The sequence below is a fragment of the Streptomyces sp. NPDC021622 genome (assembly GCF_040640795.1).
In the GTDB taxonomy this organism is placed as follows: domain Bacteria; phylum Actinomycetota; class Actinomycetes; order Streptomycetales; family Streptomycetaceae; genus Streptomyces.
On the sequence record NZ_JBFACK010000015.1, the window covers coordinates 78,854 to 98,456 of the forward strand.

19 protein-coding genes and 1 pseudogene are annotated in these 19,603 nt (G+C 70.4%); 11 read left to right on the forward strand and 9 right to left on the reverse strand.

The features are described 5' to 3' along the window. Positions 1-35: 35 nt before the first annotated feature. On the forward strand, positions 36-401 hold the full coding sequence (locus AB0G47_RS27825; protein ID WP_266864213.1) for a PH domain-containing protein: 366 nt from the start codon (positions 36-38) through the stop codon (positions 399-401). Here the strand turns inward: AB0G47_RS27825 and AB0G47_RS27830 are convergent. Then, entirely contained in the window at positions 379-1,287 is a 909-nt protein-coding gene (locus AB0G47_RS27830) for an LLM class flavin-dependent oxidoreductase (RefSeq protein ID WP_360775354.1), read from the reverse strand. The genes AB0G47_RS27825 and AB0G47_RS27830 overlap by 23 nt on opposite strands. A gap of 99 nt (positions 1,288-1,386) precedes the next feature. Here AB0G47_RS27830 and AB0G47_RS27835 point away from each other — a divergent pair, with 99 nt between their 5' ends. After that, entirely contained in the window at positions 1,387-1,812 is a 426-nt protein-coding gene (locus AB0G47_RS27835) for a MarR family transcriptional regulator (protein ID WP_360775357.1), read from the forward strand. A gap of 15 nt (positions 1,813-1,827) precedes the next feature. Here AB0G47_RS27835 and AB0G47_RS27840 read toward each other — a convergent pair whose 3' ends face one another. Continuing rightward, entirely contained in the window at positions 1,828-2,943 is a 1,116-nt protein-coding gene (locus AB0G47_RS27840; protein WP_360775360.1) for an FAD-dependent oxidoreductase, read from the reverse strand. 80 nt (positions 2,944-3,023) lie between these two features. Beyond that, positions 3,024-3,407 carry a nuclear transport factor 2 family protein gene (locus AB0G47_RS27845; protein ID WP_360775363.1) on the reverse strand — a complete coding sequence of 128 codons (384 nt, stop codon included), beginning with the start codon at positions 3,405-3,407 and terminating at the stop codon, positions 3,024-3,026. Between the two features lie 194 nt (positions 3,408-3,601). On the opposite strand from AB0G47_RS27845, the gene AB0G47_RS27850 reads away from it, so the two are divergent. After that, on the forward strand, positions 3,602-4,504 hold the full coding sequence (locus tag AB0G47_RS27850; protein ID WP_360775366.1) for an SGNH/GDSL hydrolase family protein: 903 nt from the start codon (positions 3,602-3,604) through the stop codon (positions 4,502-4,504). Between the two features lie 18 nt (positions 4,505-4,522). On the opposite strand, the gene AB0G47_RS27855 is transcribed toward AB0G47_RS27850, so the two are convergent. Beyond that, complete coding sequence (locus tag AB0G47_RS27855) at positions 4,523-4,720, reverse strand: hypothetical protein (RefSeq protein WP_360775749.1); 198 nt, start codon at positions 4,718-4,720, stop codon at positions 4,523-4,525. A 935-nt stretch (positions 4,721-5,655) separates the two neighbouring features. On the opposite strand from AB0G47_RS27855, the pseudogene AB0G47_RS27860 reads away from it, so the two are divergent. Both AB0G47_RS27860 and AB0G47_RS27865 read left to right on the forward strand, forming a co-directional pair. Next, a pseudogene (locus AB0G47_RS27860) lies at positions 5,656-5,994 on the forward strand (hypothetical protein); the annotation flags it as partial. A 171-nt stretch (positions 5,995-6,165) separates the two neighbouring features. After that, positions 6,166-8,025: an alkyl sulfatase dimerization domain-containing protein gene (locus tag AB0G47_RS27865; protein WP_360775368.1), complete on the forward strand. Its 1,860-nt coding sequence runs from the start codon at positions 6,166-6,168 to the stop codon at positions 8,023-8,025. A gap of 21 nt (positions 8,026-8,046) precedes the next feature. Here the strand turns inward: AB0G47_RS27865 and AB0G47_RS27870 are convergent, their stop codons facing one another. Further along, positions 8,047-8,673: a MarC family protein gene (locus tag AB0G47_RS27870; protein ID WP_360775371.1), complete on the reverse strand. Its 627-nt coding sequence runs from the start codon at positions 8,671-8,673 to the stop codon at positions 8,047-8,049. 26 nt (positions 8,674-8,699) lie between these two features. Beyond that, entirely contained in the window at positions 8,700-9,611 is a 912-nt protein-coding gene (locus AB0G47_RS27875; RefSeq protein WP_360775373.1) for a LysR family transcriptional regulator, read from the reverse strand. 164 nt (positions 9,612-9,775) lie between these two features. Here AB0G47_RS27875 and AB0G47_RS27880 point away from each other — a divergent pair, with 164 nt between their 5' ends. Then, on the forward strand, positions 9,776-11,059 hold the full coding sequence (locus AB0G47_RS27880; protein ID WP_360775375.1) for an SGNH/GDSL hydrolase family protein: 1,284 nt from the start codon (positions 9,776-9,778) through the stop codon (positions 11,057-11,059). Between the two features lie 9 nt (positions 11,060-11,068). Here the strand turns inward: AB0G47_RS27880 and AB0G47_RS27885 are convergent, their stop codons facing one another. Continuing rightward, entirely contained in the window at positions 11,069-11,476 is a 408-nt protein-coding gene (locus tag AB0G47_RS27885) for a hypothetical protein (RefSeq protein WP_360775376.1), read from the reverse strand. A 249-nt stretch (positions 11,477-11,725) separates the two neighbouring features. Here AB0G47_RS27885 and AB0G47_RS27890 point away from each other — a divergent pair, with 249 nt between their 5' ends. The 3 genes from AB0G47_RS27890 to AB0G47_RS27900 all read left to right on the forward strand — a co-directional run bounded on the left by AB0G47_RS27890 (position 11,726) and on the right by AB0G47_RS27900 (position 14,076). Continuing rightward, positions 11,726-12,742, forward strand: coding sequence for an ATP-binding cassette domain-containing protein (locus tag AB0G47_RS27890; RefSeq protein ID WP_360775379.1), 1,017 nt, complete (start codon positions 11,726-11,728; stop codon positions 12,740-12,742). Continuing rightward, entirely contained in the window at positions 12,739-13,590 is an 852-nt protein-coding gene (locus AB0G47_RS27895) for an ABC transporter permease (RefSeq protein ID WP_360775382.1), read from the forward strand. The genes AB0G47_RS27890 and AB0G47_RS27895 overlap by 4 nt, the downstream gene beginning before the upstream one ends. 138 nt (positions 13,591-13,728) lie before the next feature. Next, positions 13,729-14,076, forward strand: a complete 348-nt coding sequence (locus tag AB0G47_RS27900; RefSeq protein ID WP_360775385.1) for a hypothetical protein — start codon at positions 13,729-13,731, stop codon at positions 14,074-14,076. Here the strand turns inward: AB0G47_RS27900 and AB0G47_RS27905 are convergent. Continuing rightward, the gene (locus tag AB0G47_RS27905) at positions 14,009-15,289 is read right to left on the reverse strand and encodes a cytochrome P450 (RefSeq protein WP_360775388.1); all 1,281 of its coding nucleotides are present in this window, start codon (positions 15,287-15,289) and stop codon (positions 14,009-14,011) included. The genes AB0G47_RS27900 and AB0G47_RS27905 overlap by 68 nt on opposite strands. A 355-nt stretch (positions 15,290-15,644) precedes the next feature. Between AB0G47_RS27905 and AB0G47_RS27910 the strand changes: the two genes are divergently transcribed. Both AB0G47_RS27910 and AB0G47_RS27915 read left to right on the forward strand, forming a co-directional pair. Next, on the forward strand, positions 15,645-16,673 hold the full coding sequence (locus AB0G47_RS27910) for an endonuclease/exonuclease/phosphatase family protein (RefSeq protein WP_360775719.1): 1,029 nt from the start codon (positions 15,645-15,647) through the stop codon (positions 16,671-16,673). A gap of 38 nt (positions 16,674-16,711) precedes the next feature. Next, complete coding sequence (locus AB0G47_RS27915; RefSeq protein WP_360775390.1) at positions 16,712-18,676, forward strand: FUSC family protein; 1,965 nt, start codon at positions 16,712-16,714, stop codon at positions 18,674-18,676. Between the two features lie 42 nt (positions 18,677-18,718). Here the strand turns inward: AB0G47_RS27915 and snpA are convergent, their stop codons facing one another. Next, positions 18,719-19,408, reverse strand: a complete 690-nt coding sequence (gene snpA / locus AB0G47_RS27920) for a snapalysin (protein WP_360775392.1) — start codon at positions 19,406-19,408, stop codon at positions 18,719-18,721. Between the last annotated feature and the right edge of the window lie 195 nt (positions 19,409-19,603).

Consider the following 19,603-nt stretch of genomic DNA (forward strand, 5'->3'; position numbering starts at 1 on the left):
CAGGTCCAGCGGGGCCAACCACATGGGGGATCGTCATGGCACTGTTCGGGAACGCGCACACGATCAATCCGGGCAAGGCGCAGCAGGACTACGCGCGGCTGCTCGGCCACGGTGAGCAGGTGCAGGCCGCGTATCTGCTGATCCGCGACACGATGCTCTTCACCGACCGGCGGCTCGTCCTCGTCGACAAGCAGGGGATAACCGGCAAGAAGATCGAGTACCACTCCGTCCCGTACCGGAGCATCACGCACTTCGCCGTCGAGACCGCCGGGCACTTCGACCTCGATGCCGAGCTGAAGATCTGGATCTCGGGCGGCCATGAGCCGATCCAGAAGACCTTCACCAAGGGCGTCGACATCTACGAGGTGCAGGCGATCCTCACGCAGTACGTGGCCCGGTAGCCGCCCGCACCGCCGGGACGATCTCCTCGGCCCAGCGGCCGAGCGAGACGTCCAACGGGGTGTCGCCCACCGGGAAGTGGATGATGCCGGACGCGCCGTGTTCGAGGATCGCGCCGGTCAGTTCCTCCGTCCACTGGGCGACCGACCCGCCGAGCCAGCGGCCTTCGGCGTCGCGGGTGGTGGCGAGCGGGGTCTCGGTGATGACGCCGGGGATGTTGTAGACCGTGGCGATGTCCTCGGGGGAGCGGCCCACCGCTGCCGCCGCCTCGTCGATGACGGGGCGGGACTCGCGGTACCGGGGGCTGAGCCAGTCCGCCGCGTGGCCCGGGATCCAGCCGTCGGCCACCCGGCCGGTCGCGGCGAGGGACTTCGGGCCGACCGAACCCGTCCAGACCGGGGCGGCCGCGGCAGCAGCCGGTTCCAGGCCTGTGACCTGGTAGAACTCGCCCTCAAAGGTGACCGGTTCGCCGCCGCCCGACAGGAGTTTCACGAGCGTGATCGCCTCCTCGAAGGCGCGGACTGCGGCTCCTGCACCCAGCCGCTGCGTCCCGAGTCTGGTGATCTCGTCCCAGAGCCCGCCGACGCCCATGCCCAGCACGATCCGGCCGCCCGACAGCGCCGACAGCGAGGTCACCGTGCGCGAGAGCATCGGCGCGGGGCGGCTCGGCAGGTTCGTCACGCTCACCAGGCCCGCGATGGACTCCGTACGGCCGAGGATGAAGCCGAGCTGGGCGTAAGCGTCGAGACGGGCGCCGTAGTAGGGGTGGTCGGAGACCGTGAAGAGGTCGAGGCCCGACCGGTCCGCGCGGACCGCGAGCCGCAGCGTCTCCTCGATCTCGTCCACGGCCGTACTGATGCCGATCCCGAAATGTGTCATTTCAGTCATACCCCTCGCACACCCTTCTCAGTAAGTAGTTCGTGGTACGAATCTCATCACGCCGCCCTGCCGTATTCTGAGGCAATGGGGAATTCCGAGGGTGAAGAGATGAGGATCGCGACCGCACTGGTGCGCTCCTCGTTCCTGGTGAACGCCGTGTACGCGGAGGCCGCCCGGGAGTACGGCATCACCGCTCAGCAGGGGCAGCTGCTGTGCGTGTTGATGGGCCGGCCGCTCGGGATGAGCGAGCTCGGCACCATGCTCGGGCTCGCGAAGTCGAGCCTCACGGGGCTCGTGGACCGGACCGCCCAGCACGGGCTCGTCCGGCGCGAGCCCGACCCCCGGGACGGGCGGGCGGTCCAGGTAGTACTCACCCCGAAGGGGCGCGGCGTCGTCGAGCCGTTCTACGCCGAGACCTGCCGCCGCGTCGACGAGCTGCCGGTCGGCTTCAGCGAGGCCGACCGGGCCAAGCTCGTCGAGCTCCTCGCCCGCGTGGTGCGGGACAACAAGGTGCCCGCCGTCTTCGCCGACTGAGACAGCCCCCTGGGGTCACGCCGTGCCGAACAACTCCGCGAAACGGCCCGCGAAGAGGTCCTTGCCCTTGTACTCGCTGACCGCCTGGGCCGGCAGGACGGTCGGCCCGTCCGGCGTCGGCACCTGACCCACGCCGCCGTCCGGGCCCAGCGGGAGCAGGACCGAGGGGGTCGGCGCGGGGATGTAGGTGGCCGTGGGGCCCTCGCCGCGCAGCTGGGCGGTGATGTTCTCCGCGATCACCTCGGCGTGCTTCATCGCGTACCCGGCCATCTTGGCCTCCGCGATGGCGGTGAGGTCGCCGAGCGCGTAGATGTGGTCGTGGCCGATGACGTTCAGCGTCTCGGTGACCTGGATCTGGCCCTGCGGGGTACGGGCGGTGTCGAAGGCCCCGAGGTAACCACCGTTGACACGTACGCCGTAGCAGCGGAACCAGAGGTCGGCGGTGACGGAACCGCCGTCGGTCGTCGCCGCGGTGAAGGTCTTCGTACGGCCCGGCTCCGCCGGCGGCTCCTCGACGAGCGCGGTACCGAGCCTCAAGTCGACGCCCAGGGCATCGAGTTGGCGGTGCAGCTCCTCGCGCACCTCCGGCAGGAATCCCGGCATGAGCTGCTCGGCCGGGTCGATGACCGTCACCTGCTTCCCCGGCCAGACCGCCTTGATCTCACCCGACAGCTCAAGCCCGACGGGTCCGGCACCGACAAGCAACACCCGCTCCGCACGCGACAGTTCGTCATGCGTCGCATGAATACGCTCAAGCGCCTCGCTCGTCACGTCGGTGTCCGTCTTCGCGGGGAAGGGGTATCCGGAGCCGGATGCGAGGACGACGTAATCGGCGTCCACGCGGGCGCCGGAGGCGAGGGTGACTCCTGCGACGTCCACCGATGCCGCCCGCTCCCGTATGACCTTGCCGCGCCGCAGCAGCCTGTCGTACGGGAAGAACATGTTGTCCCCCGCCCAGTCCGGCTGGACCAGCGCCCGCAGCGATCCGGCGGCGTGCACGAAGGCGTCCTTGGGCTCGACGAGGATCACGTCGGCCTCTTCGTCGAGGGCCTTGGCTACGGCGGCGCCGCCGTAGCCCCCACCGATCACAGCGACGGTACGGCCATTGCTCACACGACTGACACGACTCATGGTTCTCGCTCCTGGTAACCCGAAGAAGAAGAAGTTCGTCCCACGAACCATATTAGTTCGTGGGACGAACTGCAATCTGTTCAGGCAGTCGGGACGCGGTCCAGGAATCCGTGCACGGTGCGGATACGGCCGTCATCGGCGAGCGCGATGACGTCGAAACCGGCGACGGGAGCGGATCCGTCCGCCACCGACACCAGCTCCCAGCCGAAGCGCGCGATGTGGTGGTTGCCGTCGACCGCGCCGGTCTGCCGGAACTCGAAGCCGGGGAACTGCTCGTGCGCCCCGGCGATCACGGCGGCGATGGCGGCGTGCCCGGTGACGTCGGCCAGCGGGTCGGTGTAGCTGCCGTCCTCGGTCCAGGCAGCGGCCACGGCCTTGGCCACGTCATCGGCGCTCGCGGCGTTCCAGGCCTCGAAGTAGCGGGCGACGGCGGTCTCGTACGCGGCGGTGTCGTGTGCGGTCATGGGAATCGGCCTCCTGCGAGTGAGTAGCCAACCGGCTTGGTGTGGCGATGAGTTGAGCTTGCCGGGCCGCCGCGCAGGGGTCGATTACGTCCGGGGTAATACGAACGCGCCAGGACGCTGCCCCGTGTCTTCTCACACGGGTGCGACTGTGCTTGCCTAGGGACCCTTTCGGTCGCTGGGGCGGGAGTTGACGTATGCGCAAGCCGTGGATCGGTGGGGTTCTTGCCGGTGTCCTGCTGCTCGGGGCATGTGGCGACCCCGGGTCCGGCACCGGGGCCGCGCCGGCCGACGCCCCGCGGGCCGAACCCTCCGAGCTGCCGCCCCCTTCGACCACCCAGCAGCGCGCCGCCGAGAAGCCCCGGCCGAAGGCCCCGAAGGTGCTCTACCTCGGCGACTCCCTCGCCATGGAGAACCAGAACGTCCTGGGCGGGCTCCTCCGCGACGAACTGGGCGCGACTTACCGCAGCGCGCCCTACTCCGGCACCACCCTCTGCGACTACCTCGACGACACGGGCAAGGACTCCCTCGTCCCCGACAAGCACAAGGCGGCCGCCCTGGTGCGCGCGGAGCGGCCGGACGTCGTTGTGCTGCAGTTCTGGGGCAACGCGTGGGGCTATACGCCGTGCATGGACGGCATCACGTACGACAAGCAGCGCGAGAAGTACTTCGAGCGGTACGCGACCGATGCGGAGGCGCTGGCCGCGCAGATCGAGGCGGCGGCAGGGGCGGACGGGCCCCGTGTGGTGTGGGTGCTGCAGGGCCCCGACCCGATCACGCCGGACCGCGTGCGGCGCGTGAACGGCATCTACGAGAGGCAGGCGCGGGCCTCCGGCGGGCGCGTGGCCGACGCGGGCGGCACGGTCGCCCCGGCATCGGACCGATACACCTGGGTCGAGAAGCTGCCGTGCACGGCGTACGAGCGGGAACACCCGGAGTACTGCACGGATTCTGGCCGCGCGGCGCTGCACCGGGCGGACGACTACCTGCACTTCTGCCTGGCACCGACAACACCCAAGTCCCGCCCCTGCCCGACGCGTTCACCCGGAATCCGCCGGATGGCGGCGGAGGTTACGCGGGTCGTGGCCGAGGTGTCCTGAGCCCGGGACGGACGACGATCACGCGGCACTTCCGGGATCGGGCTCGGCTTCACGCGTCACGGCGTCGGCCACCGCGTCCCGGACCTCGCCCTTGGCCAGGGTGCGCCCGGGCCCCGCGAAGGTCCGGGAGAACAGCGGCTCGTCCCAGGGCGGTGGTTGATTGGCGCCGGGGCCGCCCGGTTGTCCTGAGGTTGGCGGTTCCGGGCTGGGAGTCAAGGGCGCTCCTTCGTCGCGTCGGCTGCGCCGATTACGCTTCGCTTCACCCTTGACACCCACCCCTCCACCGCACGAGGGAGATGACCGGGCGGCCACGAAGCGGGGCTCTCGGGACGGCGAGGATGGGTCATCCGGCTTGAACGCCGGGTGCGGACTGGTTCGTAGCAGTGTGCCGTGAGGCTGGAGGGGTGCGCGGCCGGTCCGGGGATCGGTCCCGGCTTCGTCAAGCGGGCGCGGACCGGATCTTCCGAGGTGACCGTCACTTCCGGGGTGGCCATCACGCATCACAGGTGGAGGTGGGGGACCTACTTTGGAAAAGTAGTGTTCTGGCACAAGGGGGGCGCGCGGCACTACGAAACGCAACTTTGCCGAAGTAGGTTCCCCACACCCTCCTCTCTCCCGGCCGGGAGAGGAAGATCCGGTCGGCAGACGCTTGACGAAGCCGGGACCCATCCCCGAGCCGACCGCGCCCCCCTCCCACTCGGCTGCGCTGCTACGAACTAGTCCGCACCCGGCAGGAAAGCCGGACGCCCCAAGGGCCCGTCCCCGTGAGCCCCGCTTCGTGGCCGCCCGGTCGTCTTCCTCCTCGCGGTGGAGGGACGGGTGTCAAGGGTGAAGCGAAGCGCAATCGGCGAAGCCGACGCGCAGCGCAAGCGGAGCGCCCTTTACACCCGGCCCGGAACCGCCAACCTCACGACAACCGGGCGGCCCCGGCGCCAATCCACCGCCGGGTTCGTCAGCCCAGTCACTCCAACGGCCCGGGCCCGGTCGCGGGGCCCCGGCGGCCGTCCCAGGCTCGGACACAACCTGTACAGACAGAAAGAGGGGCGGCCATGAGCAGCGGCAGCGCGTCCAGCAATCCCCCGTCCGGAGGCGCAGGCGGCGCGCCCCGCCGAGGTGCGAGCGCCGAGAATCTCTGGGCGTCCGGCGGCACCATGTTCGCCGGTGTCCTGATGCTCATGAACGGCATCCTCGGCATCCTCGAAGGCATCGCGGCCGTCGCGAAGGACGACGTGTACGAGCGCATCGGGGACTACGTCTACAAGTTCAATCTGACCACCTGGGGCTGGATCCACATCGTCCTCGGCATCCTGGTGGCCGTCGTCGGCTACGGGATCCTGAAGGGCACGTCCTGGGGCAAGGCGACCGGTGTCGCGGTGGCCACGGTCTCGGTGCTCATGCATTTCATGTGGCTGCCGTACCAGCCCGTGTGGGCATTCATCTCCATCGCGATCGGCGTCTTCGTCATCTGGGCGCTGTGCACGGACCGCTCGGACCGCGACGACGCGGGCAGGGCTGCCAAGTCGACAGCCAAGTCGACTCAGAACACTGGCAGTTGGGGCACTCCCGGTGGCACCGGCGCAGGCGGATCCGGGACCTCGGGCGACACCGGAAGCGATCCCTACGCACCCTGATCCCGCCGCTCCGTCGAACGGAACCGCACCATGAGTGCCAGTGCCAGCGCCAGTGCCAGCGACCCCGCGAGCAGCCTCCCCTTCGACGACACCGCCGACTTCGAGAGCGCCGACCGCGGGTTCCTCGGCGCTCTCGTACCGGCCGTGATCAGGACGGACGACGGGCGGGTCGTCTGGGACAACGACGCGTACGGGTTCCTCAGGGGCGACTGCCCCGACAGCGCCAACCCCAGCCTGTGGCGGCAGGCCCAGCTGTGCGCGCGGCAGGGCCTGTACGAGGTCACCGAGGGGATCTACCAGGTCAGGGGCCTCGACCTGGCGAACATGACCCTCGTCGAGGGCGACCGCGGCGTCATCGTCATCGACCCGCTGATCTCCGCCGAGTGCGCGGCCGCCGCCCTCGCGCTCTACCGCGAGCACCGCGGGGACCGCCGCGTCACCGGCCTCATCTACACGCACTCGCACGCCGACCACTTCGGCGGCTCGCGCGGCGTCCTGCCGCGCGGCATCGGCGACGGCGTACCGATCCTGGCACCCAAGGGGTTCCTGGAGCACGCGGTCAGCGAGAACGTCTACGCGGGCCCGGCCATGACACGGCGCGCGAGCTTCATGTACGGCGACCGGCTGCCGAAGTCGCCCGACGGGCAGATCGGCGCGGGCCTGGGCATGACCACGTCGACCGGAACCATCACGCTCATCCCGCCCACCGTGGACGTCACCCGCACCGGCCAGGAGGAAGTGGTCGACGGCGTACGCATGGTCTTCCAGCTCACGCCGGGGACCGAGGCGCCCGCCGAGATGAACTTCTCCCTTCCCGACAAGCGCGCCCTGTGCCTGGCCGAGAACGCCACGCACAACATGCACAACATCCTGACCCTGCGCGGTGCCGTGGTCCGCGACGCCCGCGTCTGGTCCCGCTATCTCGACGAGGCCATCGGCTTCTTCGACGAGACGTACGACGTCGCCTTCGCCTCGCACCACTGGCCGACGTGGGGCCGGCGGAACGTGGTGAGGTTCCTCGCCGAGCAGCGGGATCTGTACGCGTATCTGCACGACCAGACGCTGCGGATGATCAACCAGGGACTCACGGGCCCCGAGATCGCCGAGGAACTGAAGCTGCCGCCCGCCCTGGAGCGGGCCTGGCACGCGCGCGGCTACTACGGCTCGGTCAGCCACAACGTGAAGGCGATCTACCAGCGCTATCTGGGCTGGTTCGACGGCAACGCCGCGCATCTCTGGGAGCATCCGCCGGAGGAACTGGCCGTTCGGTATGTGGAGTTGGCGGGCGGTGTGGATGAGGCCCTTGCCAAGGCCCGGGCGTACATCGACGCCGGTGATCTGCGGTTCGCCGCCACGCTCCTCAATCACATCGTCTTCGCCGACGCCGGGAACACGGCGGCGCGCGAGGCCCTGGCAGGCGTGTACGAGCGGCTGGGGCGCGGGTCCGAGAACGGCACCTGGCGCAACTTCTATCTGACGTCCGCCCTCGAACTGCGCCAGGGGCCCGGCTCCAACGAGCTCGATCTGTCCAACCCCGAGGTGGCGATGGCGCTCACCACCGAGCAGCTCATCGACTCGATCGCGGTCACCATCGACGGACCGCGCGCCTGGGACGAGAGCCTCACCATCGACCTCGTCCTCACCGACGAACAGCACCGCCACCGCCTGACCCTGCACAATGGCGCGCTCACCCACCGGGACACCCCGTTCGGCGAGTTCCCGCACACATCGGCGGGGCTCACGCTGACCCTCACCAGGCCCCAACTCCTGGGCGTACTGGCGGGGAAGGGCCTGGGCGGGATCGGGACCGAGGGCGATCCTGAGCTGCTTGCCCGCCTGCTGTCGTACGCGACGAAGCCGGACAGGTCCTTTGGCGTGGTGACCCCCTGAGTCCAGGTCTTCGTCAGCCGGTCAGTCGCGTTCCAGGCCGGGAACACCGAGTGCGAAGAGCCCGTCGAGGACCAGGTCCACGCCGACCGCGGCGAGCAGCAGACCGAGCAGCCGCCCGAAGAGTTCGACGGTCGCGTGGTGCGTGCCGCGCATGAGGCGGGCGAGGACGATCACGCAGACCAGGTCCAGGGCGATCACGGTCACGTACGCGCCGACGACCGTCGACCGCCACGACCAGGAGTCGCGGGCCGCCGCCTCGATGAGCACGGCCGTCATGGCGAGCGGACTCACGATGTACGGCATCAGCAACTGCCGTACGCCGCTGACGAGATCGGAGGCGTCCTGGTCCGAGCCGTCCGAGCCGAGGTGGATTCCGAGGACGAGCCCCACGGCGTAGATGAAGAAGATGAGGCCGCCCGCGAGCTGGAGCGCGGGCGTGCTGATGTGGAAGAGGTCGAGCAGCCACGGCGCGGTGAACCCCGCGACCAGGCCCACCAGTACGGCGGCGGCCGACGAGACGAGGGCGATCTTCCGGAGTTCGGTGACCTGATGGTTGTGCGCGAGGCCGCCGAAGGCGAGCAGTACCTTGGGCGGGCCGACGACGGAGAAGAACGTGATGAATGCGGCGGAATAGCTCAGAGCGTTCACGCACGGAATGATCGCCGCAGACCGGGCTAGAAGGGGGCCGGGCCGTCGTTCGCCTCGACCGTGTCGCGGACCGCCTCGATGAAGGCGTCGACGCGTTCATTCGAGCCCGCCGCCGTGCGCCAGATCAGCGCGACGTCCGCCGACGGGACGTCGTGCAGGGGTACGAAGGTGATGTCCGGGCGCGCGTAGTACTTCTCCACGGACGCCACCACCGGCGAAATCCCCTGCCCTGTCGCGACCAGCGTCATCAGTTCCTGGAAGCCGGCGACGGAGCGGCCGCGGCGGATCGGGCGGCCGCTCGGCGTGCGCTGCGGGACGTGGAAGTCCCACCAGTAGGCGGGTGCGCCGTTGACCACGCCGAAGAACGTCTCGCCCGCCAGCTCCTCCAGGGAGACGCTCGCCCGCCCGGCGAGGCGGTGGCCGAGCGGCACGGCGAGCGCGCGGGGTTCGTTGATGACGACGGGGCCGACCGTCAGATCCGGCTCCTCGACGGGCAGGCAGGTGAACAGGACGTCGACCGTGCCGCCGCGCAGCGCGCCCAGCGGGTCCTCGAACTGGGTCTCGCGCATCCGCACCTCGCAGCGTGGGCGGCGCTCGCGGAACGTCTCCAGGATCGCGCTCGTCAGCGTGCCGGCGCCGGAGCCGAGGAAACCGATGGTCAACTCGCCGTCGACGCCGCGCGCGACGCCCTTGGCGCGGGCGAGCGCGGCCTCCATCTCGCTGTGCAGCGGGGCGAGATCGTCGTAGAGCTGACGGCCGAGGGGGGACATCTGCACCCTGCGGCTCGTGCGCTCGAAGAGCGGGGCGCCGATCTTGCGCTCAAGGCGCTTCACGGTCTGGCTGACGCGGGCCTGGGAGAGGAGGAGGCGCTCGGCGGTGCGGCCGAAGTGCAGCTCCTCGGCGAGCGTGAGAAAGGTTTCGAGCTCCTGCCGCTCCACGTGCCCTCCCGGTGAACCATGCCTGACCTGCATCGATAAGCCTGAGCGCGGTAATCGTTTCATGGATCGCCGTTGATCGGGGGGTGGCATCGGCGGATCTTTGAGGAGTCCGGTTCACCACGGACCGAATGCGCTTCTCCTTCCTCAACTCCCCGGAGATTTCCATGCTTTCGCGTACCCGCACGTCCGCTGTCGCCGCCACCGCCGCCCTCGCCCTGACGGCGGGCCTCGCCGTCACCGGCGCGCAGGCCTCCGCCGGCCACGAACCCCGCAAGGAGGCGGCCTGGACCGCCGCGTGGGCCGCGGCACCGCAGCGCGCGAGCACCGGCTTCAAGCCGAACTGGTCGGAGGACGGCTTCTCCGGTCAGACCCTGCGCCAGGTCGTCCGCGTCACCGAGGGCGGCGACAGAGCGCGCATCCGGCTCTCCAACGCGTACGGCACGTCCCCGCTGCACATCGCGGGCGCGACCATCGCGCGTACGAAGAAGGGGGCCGCGGTCGAGGAGGGCTCGCTGCGGCGGCTCACCTTCGAGGGGAGGCGGTCGGTGTCCATCCCGGCGCACGGCCAACTCTCCAGCGACAAGGCCGGGTTGGACCTGAAGGCCTTCGACTCGGTGACGGTCACGCTGCATCTGGCGCGGACGACCGGTCCTGCGACCTTCCACGCGCAGTCGTTCGCGACGAGCTACCGGGCGGAGGGTGAGCACACCGGGGACACGGGGGCGTCGGCGTTCGACGCGTCGACGGAGTCCTGGTACTTCCTGTCCGGGGTGGATGTGGGCGGGCAGAAGTCCCGCCGCGGGGACGGGAACAGGGACGGGATCGTGCTCTTCGGCGACTCCATCACCGACGGCTTCGCCTCCTCCACCGATCGCAACCGCCGCTGGTCCGACGCCCTCGCCGAACGCCTCGCGCAGGAGGGCACCCCGCGGCCCGTGCTCAACGCGGGCATCGGCGGCAATCTCGTCCTCAACGACTCCGCCTGGTACGGCGAGCGGGGCACGGCGCGGATCGGGCGCGACGCCCTTGACCTGCCCGGGGTGGGCACGGTGCTCGTCCTCGCGGGCGTGAACGACATCGGCTTCAGCGAGAGCGACACCCCGACGTACAAGCCCGCGCCGAAGGTCAGCGCGGCGGAGCTCATCGCGGGCCACCGGGCGCTGATCCGTGCGGCGCACGCGAAGGGCGTCAAGGCGGTGGGGGCGACGCTGCTGCCGCTGGGGGGCTCCGACCACTACGGGGAGCGGGCGGCCGCGGTGAGCGAGGAGTTCAACGCCTGGGTGCGGAGTTCGGGCGAGTACGACGCGTACGTCGACTTCGACAAGGCCCTTGCGGACCCCGCTGATCCTGAGCGGATCGCTCCCGAGTACGACAGCGGGGACCACCTGCACCCGAACGACGCGGGGTACCGGGCGATGGCTCGGGCGGTGGACCTGGCGGTGCTGTAGGGACCCCGCTCAGTCGGTCTCGCGCGTGTAGTAGCGGTAGAACGTCACCATGAACACCGCCGCCGCGATGCCGAGCGCCATGATCGTGGAGCGCAGGACGGACGGGCCCGGCATCCCCTGGCTGTATACGCAACCGAACGTCACACCTGCGAAGGTCGCCCACGCCGTCGCGCGCAGTTCGCGCGGCAGGCGGGGCGCCATCGCGTACATGCCCATGAAGAGGGCGGCGAAGAGGACACCGGTGACGATGCCGAGCCAGGCGTTGCCGTCCGCGACCGAACCGGCGTCCCGCTGGACCACCACGATGCCGTACAGAAAGCCCATGACCACGGCCGAGGCCCCGGCCCGGGTCGTGCCGGTCCCGGCCAGTACCCGCGGTGCGGGTGAGGTGGGTGAAGTCGGTGCCGCATGTGCCATGACGGGTCCTCCAGACTCTTTCGCCCCAGTACCAGGGCACACCCGCACCCGCCGAGAGGCAACTCGACGGCCCAGATCACGGCGTGATGGCGATTGTGGTTGTCGCCGTCCGCTGATGTGGCGGATGCTGGGGACGCACCTTCCAGCAAACACCCGTTCGGACCGACGCTCCACCGGGCGATGAGTTTGCGCCGCGGCGCAAGTCTGACCTCGTAACGGAACGCACTGACCTGGAGAGGGCGTACGGACATGAACAGCGTGGCCATCGAGACCGCGGGCCTGGTGAAGACCTTCGGCGACACCCGCGCCGTGGACGGCGTGGACCTCACCATCCCGGCCGGGACCGTGTACGGCCTGCTCGGCCCGAACGGCGCCGGCAAGACCACCACGGTGAAGATGCTCGCCACCCTGCTGCGGCCCGACGGGGGCGACGCCCACGTGTTCGGCCATGACGTCGTGCGCGAGGCCGACGCCGTACGCAGCAGGGTCAGCCTGACCGGTCAGTACGCATCGGTCGACGAGGATCTGACCGGCACCGAGAACCTGGTGCTGCTCGGCCGCCTCACGGGACATGGCAAGAAAGCGGCGTACGACAGGTCGGCGCAGCTCCTCGAAGCCTTCGGGCTGAGCGACGCGGCCACCCGCCAGGTGAAGAACTACTCCGGCGGCATGCGGCGCCGCATCGACATCGCGGCATCCATCCTGAACACGCCTGATCTGCTGTTCCTCGACGAGCCCACCACCGGGCTCGACCCGCGCAGCCGCAACCAGGTCTGGGACATCGTGCGGGCCGTCGTCGGGCACGGGACGACCGTTCTGCTCACCACCCAGTACCTGGACGAGGCCGATCACCTCGCATCGCGCATCGCCGTCATCGACCACGGCAAGGTCATCGCCGAGGGCACCAAGGGGGAGCTGAAGGCGTCGGTCGGCGCGGGCTCCGTGCATGTGCGGCTGCGGGACGCGGAGCAGCGGGCCGAGGCCGAGAAGGTGCTGCGGATCGCGCTCGACGCGGAGGTCCAGCTGGAGCCGGACCCGGTCGCGCTCACCGCCCGCGTCGGCAACGGCGAGCGCAACGGCAGGGGCGCGGCCGAGAAGGCGTCCCGCGCGCTCGCGGAACTGGCCCACGCCGGGATCACCGTCGACAACTTCTCCCTGGGCCAGCCGAGCCTTGACGAGGTCTTCCTCGCCCTGACCGGCGCCCCCCATCACGCAACGGACCTGGCCGGAACGGCCGGCACGGCGAAGGAAGAGGCACAGGCATGAGCACCGCGACCACCACCTCCGAGGCCCAGGACCTCGCGCCGGTCAAGGCCGAGTCCCTCGCCGAGCTCCTGATCGCCGGTGACCGGCCGCAGCGCCCCAGCGCGTTCGCCGCGTCCCTGACGTTCGGCTGGCGGGCCATGCTCAAGATCAAGCATGTGCCGGAGCAGCTCTTCGACGTGACGGCATTCCCGATCATGATGGTGCTGATGTACACGTACCTCTTCGGAGGTGCGCTCGCCGGATCGCCGAGCGAGTACATCCAGTACCTGCTGCCGGGCATCCTCGTGATGTCCGTCGTCATGATCACGATGTACACGGGCGTCTCGGTGAACATCGACATCGAGAAGGGCGTCTTCGACCGCTTCCGTACGCTGCCGATCTGGCGCCCCTCGGTGATGGTCGGGTACCTGCTCGGCGACATGCTGCGCTACGCCATCGCGTCCCTGGTGATGCTGGCCGTCGGCATGATCATCGGCTTCCGCCCGGACGGCGGCGGCCTCGGCGTCCTCGCCGGAGTACTGCTGCTCCTGGTCTTCTCGTTCGCCTTCTCGTGGGTGTGGACGATGTTCGGACTCCTGCTGCGCACCGAGAAGTCGGTGATGGGCGTCAGCATGATGGTGCTGTTCCCGCTGACGTTCCTCAGCGACATCTTCGTGAAGCCCGAGACGATGCCGGGCTGGCTGCAGGCCTTCGTCAACAACAACCCGATCACCCATGTCGCCTCCGCCGTCCGCGATCTGATGGCGGGTACGTCACCGGGCTCGTCGCTGGTCTGGGCGCTCGGCTGGGCGGTGCTGCTCGTCGCGGTCTTCGGTCCGGTGACGATGCGGCTCTACAACCGCAAGTAGCTCAGGAGCAACGGCAGGTAGCTCAAGAGCAACGGCAAGTAACTCAGGAGCGGGAAGTAGCCCCGGAGCGGGAAGTACTTGCCCCATATGCAGTCGCCCCGGTCGCGCATCGCGTGACCGGGGCTTTGTGTTGGCGGCGTGCCCCTCCAAGTCGCGGGCCTCTGGCTCCCGCTCGCCGCGGTGCTGCTCGCCGTGGCCGGCATCCTGCTGGCCCTGCGCCGCCGCCGGGCCGTCATCCTCACGTCCCTCGGCACGGCCCTCGCGGGGGCGTTGCTCGCCCTGGCCGTCACGGTGATCCGCGGCATCGCCCTGGACGACCTTCCCGCCACCGCCTCCAGGGCGGCGGCGGGGGCGGTCTACGACACGCTGACGCATGCGCTGCGGGTGGCGGCGTGGGTGATTCTGGGGGTGGGGCTGGCTACCGCGGTTGGCGCCTGGCTGCTGCGGCGCCGTCGGTCACCGGCTCCGCCGAATCCGTCCAAGTGACCGGCAGAGCTGCCGGACCGTAGATGTTGGCGTGCTCGCGCATCCGCACCTCCTCCGGCGGCACCGCAAGGCGCAGTCCGGGGAAGCGGGCCAGCAGCGCGGGGAACGCGACCATCATCTCCACGCGGGCGAGCTGCTGGCCCAGGCACTGGTGGGGGCCGTGACCGAAGGCCAGGTGCCCGGTGGCCTTGCGCTGGATGTCGAGGCGGTCGGGGTCGGGGAACCTGTGCGGGTCGCGATTGGCGGCCTGCACGGAAATCGTCACCGTCTCGCCCGCCTTGATGACTTGGCCCGCCACCTCGATGTCCTCCAGCGCCGAACGCAGGATCGGGTCGGCGACGCTGAGGTAGCGGAGCAGTTCCTCCACGGCCTGCTCGGCGAGTGCGGGGTCGGCGCGCAGGGCGTCCAGCTGGTCGGGGTTGCTCAGCAGGGCGAAGGTGCCGAGGCCGAGCATGTTCGCGGTGGTGTCGAGCCCGGCGGCCAGCAACAGCCCGCCGATTCCGGCCAGTTCCTCGTCGGTGAGGTCGGAGGCGGTCAGATCGCTGAGCAGGTCGTCGGTGGGCTCGGCACGCTTGGCGAGGACGAGCTCGCCCTGGTACTTGAGCAGCTCCGCATAGGCCTCGCCCTTCGCCTCCGCTTCCGCCGCCTGGTCGAAGATGGTCGCCACGTGGCGCTGGAAGCGATCCCGGTCGGCGTACGGCACACCGAGCAGCTCGCAGATCATGAGCGCGGGCACGGGGTGCGCGAACGCCTCCACCAGGTCGGCCGTGGGCCCGGCCTGCTCCATGGCGTCCAGGCACTCGGCGGTTAACTGCTCGACCCGCTCGGCGAGCCGGCGCATCCTGCGGACGGTGAACTTGCCGACGAGCAGCCGCCGGTAGCGGGTGTGTTCCGGGGCGTCGAGGCCGATGATGTCGCCGACGGGCGCCGGCGGTACGTCCCCCGTGTGGCCCGGCACCGGCTCCGGCAGGTGCAGGAGTTCATAGCGGGAGCTGATGCGCGGGTCGGCAAGCAGCTCGCGGGCGATGGCATGGCCGGTGACCAGCCAGCCCAGGTGTCCGTCGGCGTAGCGCATGCGGCGCAGCGGCCGGTCGCTGAGCGCGGTGAGTCCGGCGGGCGGGTCGAAGGGGCAGCCGGTGTGCCGGTCGGTGGGCAGGGTGGGCGGCTCGTCGGCGTCGGCGGTGCTGCCGGTGGCCGTCGGCTCGTACGACATGAGGTCCTCCGTGACGTGGGGCGTGAGAGCTCCTTGACGCCATGATGGCGCACTAGCGGCGCCATTGCGAGCCACATTGGCACTTCGGTCGTGAACACGCCTTTGACCTGGGAGTTTTTCAGTATCAAAGCAGGGAACAGCACCTCTGGAGACGAGGTCTTGGCTCGCGGAAACGTCCGCAGCGATGTCGTCACGACGCCACTTGAGCGGCGAGTTGGCGCCACCTGAGGCCCATCTGGCACCGGCGCCGGCCGACCGGGGAAAAGGAAGAAAAGGAACCCTTTCCCCGCATCCGGCCGTCTCTCAGGGAAGATTCGAGAACCACCCCCTACGGAGAGGCCGGTCCTTGGACAGCATGACGGCGGCAGCGGCAGGGCGGCAGGAGGACCGGGCGGAGGACGGCGAGCCGGGGCGGCGCAGGCTCCGGAGCCGGGGCTCCGCCTACCTCGCCGCACTGCTCCTGACCGGTGTCACCGGCCTCCTCGGCTTCCGCGTCGCCGACTCCGACGGCTTCACCCCCGTCCCGCAGCTCCTCGCCTTCCTCCCCTGGCTCCTCGCCCCGACCGTCGCCGCGCTCCTGCTCGCCGCCCTGGCGAGGTGGCGCATCGGTCTGGTGTGGGGAGTCCTCGCCCTCGGCGGCGTCGCCTGGTTCCTGGAGCCCTACGGCCGGGCCGACGCCCCGGACGGGCCCGCCGTCGCCGAGATCCGCGTCATGGCGTCCAACGTCGAGTTCGGGCGCGGGACGCCGGGTCTTGTCGACGCCGTCCGGAAGGAGAAGCCGGACCTGCTCTTCGTCCCGGAGTGCGACTACACCTGCTCCGACACGCTCCGCGACAAGCTGCCCCGCTCCCAGTACCCGTACCGCAGCGGCAGCGAGGCGAGCGGCGCGGAGGGCTCGCTCATCGTCAGCAGGTTCCCGCTGAAGAAGGCCAGCGGCATCCCCGGCACCCTGGGCATGCCCGGCGCCGTGGCCGAGCTGAAGGACGGCCACGAGATCCGCGTCCAGCTCGCCCACCCGATGCCGCCGCTGCCCGAGCAGGTCCACGTATGGCGCTCCGAGCTCGGCGGTCTTCGCGACTACGCCGCCGCGGGCAAGGGCGGCTCCACCATCATCGGGGGCGACTTCAACGCCACCCAGGACCACGCCGCCTTCCGCGACATCCTCGACGCGGGCGGTCTGCGCGACGCCGCCCGGCTCGCGGGCTCCGCCCGCACCCCCAGCTGGCCGTCCGCCCTGATGTCCCCGCTGGGCACCCAGATCGACCATGTGCTCGCCACCCCGGACTTCTCGGCCCGTGACGCCCGCTTCCTGGAGATCGGTAACACGGACCACCGGGCGCTGGTGGTGGACCTGACGCTCCATCGGCAGGAACAGGACCGCTGAGGTCCGGGCAAATCACGTAAAACAGCGATAATGGGCGCATGCCCCGTCCCGAATCACCCGGCCCCGCGGGCCCCCTGAGCACACTCACCCCGCCCGGCTGGCTGGCCAGGACGCTCAAGCCGCAGTCCGCGCCCATCCCGTGGGCCGCGGTCGCCCGCGCCTCCGTCGCGATGGCGTTGCCCCTCGCCATCGGCCTCGCGGCCGGCAAGCCCGCCTACGGAGCGCTCGCCTCCATGGGCGCGCTCTCCGGAGTCATCGGCGACACCGCCGACGCCTACCGCATGCGGATCTACAACATCGCCGTCCCGCAGCTCTTCGGCGCGCTCGGCGTCACCGTCGGCTCGCTCGTCTTCGGGCACGGCTGGGTCGCGGTCGGGGTCGTCACGCTCGTCGCCCTCGTCTCCGGGATGATGTCGACGATCGGCGCCGTGGCCTCCGTGTCGGGACTGCTCCTGCTGCTCAACTCCGTGGTGGGTGCGGGACTTCCGATGCCGGGGGACTGGTGGCTCGCCCCCGTCCTGATGGCCGGCGGCGGGCTGCTCGTCCTCGCCCTCGCGCTGCTCGCCTGGCCGCTGCGGTCCGGCGTCCCGGAGCGGGCCGCCGTCGCCGGCACGTACCGCAGCGTGGCCGCGCTGCTCGAAGCCGCGGGCACGGACGGGTACGGCGATGCGCGCACCGCCGTCACGGCCTCCCTGAACCAGTCGTACGACCTGGTCCTCGCCCGCCGCACCCGCTCGCACGGCCGCAACCCCGATCTTGTGCGCCTGATCGCCCAGTTGAACGCGATCACCTCGGTCGTCGAGGCCGCGCCCGCCGCGCACCAGGCGGGCGTGCCGCTGCCGCCGGAAGTGCCGGACGAGGTGCGGCGGCTCGCGGACGCGGTCGCAGGGCCCGGCGACGTGACGGTCCCCGAGCCCGTGCTCCCGGAACCGGGAAGCCCCTCCGCCCGCGCCGTCGACCACGCGCTGCGCCACGTCGCCGAGACCCTCAACGACCCCGACCCGCACGGCATCGTCAACGTCGACGACCGCCTCGGCCGCCCCGCCGCCCTGCGCGTTCGCGCCCGCCGCGCGGCCCGCAACGTCCTGCTGACCGGCGCGTCCTGGCGCTACGGCCTGCGGCTCGCGCTCTGCATCGGCATCGCGCAGTCCCTGGTCTCCCTGATCGAGGTGCCGCGCTCGTACTGGGTGGCGCTCACCGTCACGTTCGTCCTCAAGCCCGACTTCGGCTCGGTCTTCTCGCGCGCTGTGCTGCGGGCGCTCGGCACGGTGGCGGGGCTCGTGGTGGCGGCGGCCGTCCTCGCAGAGGTGCCGCGGGGGTGGTGGGACGTGCCGGTGATGATGGTCCTCGCGGCCCTCATCCCTGCGTTGACCCCGCGCGGATACGGCTACCAGACGGCCGCGATCACCCCGGTGATCCTGCTCCTGTCGGACGTCCTGAACCGCCAGGGCTTCGGGCTCGTCGTGCCGCGCCTCGTCGACAGCCTGATCGGCTGCGCGATCTCGCTGGTGGCCGGCTATCTGCTCTGGCCGGAGAGCTGGCACACCCGGATCGGGGACCGGCTCGCGGACGCGGTGGCCGATACGGCTTCGTACGTGGAGTGCGCGTTCGGCGCCACCGAGGACCCGGCGGCGCGGGCGCGGATGCGGCGCCGCCTCTACCGGGATCTCTCCGTCATCCGTACGGAGTTCCAGCGGGCCCTGACCGAGCCGCCGCCGGTGGGGACGCGGGCCGCGGCGTGGTGGCCGCTGATGGTCGCCGTGGAGCGGGTGGTGGACGCGACCACCGCCGCGCGGGTGCGGATTCGGCATGGGGCGGTGGCACCTGGCCCTCCGGAGGTGCACGAAGTCGCCGCCCAGCTACGGGAGTTGGCGCAGGGCATACGGTCCTCCGAGACCCTGGAGGAGGTCGCGGCCGACTTCACGGGCCCCAAGGACAGCGTTCTTGAACCCCTCCGTCAGGAGGTGGCGGCAGCGAGGGCGATCGCCTCGCCGCAGGGGTAGGAGCCGAGCCGGAGGGGCCCTCTGGCCCCTCCGGCGTTGACATCAACTCACCTTGTCCAGCTTGTCCAGCTTGTCCAGCTTGTCCAGCTTGTCCAGGGCCTTGGCCAGGCCGTTGGCCCACAGCTGGTCGACCCGCGCACGCTCATTCGCGTCCGGCTGCGAGTTGGTGCAGGAGGGGCCGGGGCCGCCTCCGGACATCAGCTCGCTGCAGGGGCCCTCGTAGTGGTCAGGAAGACCGAGGACGTGCCCTGTCTCGTGCGCCGTCACGCGCGTCGAGTCGTACTCCTGGTTCTGCGCGTAGTCCAGGAAGATGTACCCGTTGCCGTGGCCGTCCGTGCTCGCGTACGAACCACGCGGGTCATTCCCCTCGCGGTACTCGAAGCTCGCACCGCCACTCCCCTCCTGGAGCTTCACATTGGACACCGCGCTGTTCCATATGGAGGTACTGCTGGCTATCTGCTGCGCGAAGGTCGGCGCACCGGAGGCGTCGTACACCACGGTGACCTGCTTCGCGCCGGGGTTGGCCGCACGCTTCTCCGCGACCGACTTCAACACGGCGTCGAAGAACGCCTTGTTGGCCGCGGCCTCCTCACCGGAGCCCGCGTACTGGGAGTACGCGGCGGTGGTGGAGGGGGAGGCCTGCGTGGGGGTCGCGGCCGTCGCCGACGTCGTGCCGAGACCGGCGACAGCGAGGCCGATGACGGACGCGACCGAGAGGTAACGCTTGTTCATGTGGGGGGCTCCCTACTCGTTCGATGAAAGGTGAACGGTTCGGTAGGGGGAGTGTCGGGGAGCCAGGGGGGTCTGGGGATGATGGCAATCGGCGATAGCGCCGGGCTATCACCCGCGCTCCCGCCGCGCCCAACTCGCGTGGTTCCCGTGGGGTTTGTGAGTCTGGTGCGCCGCCGCTCGCCGCTCTACGCTCAC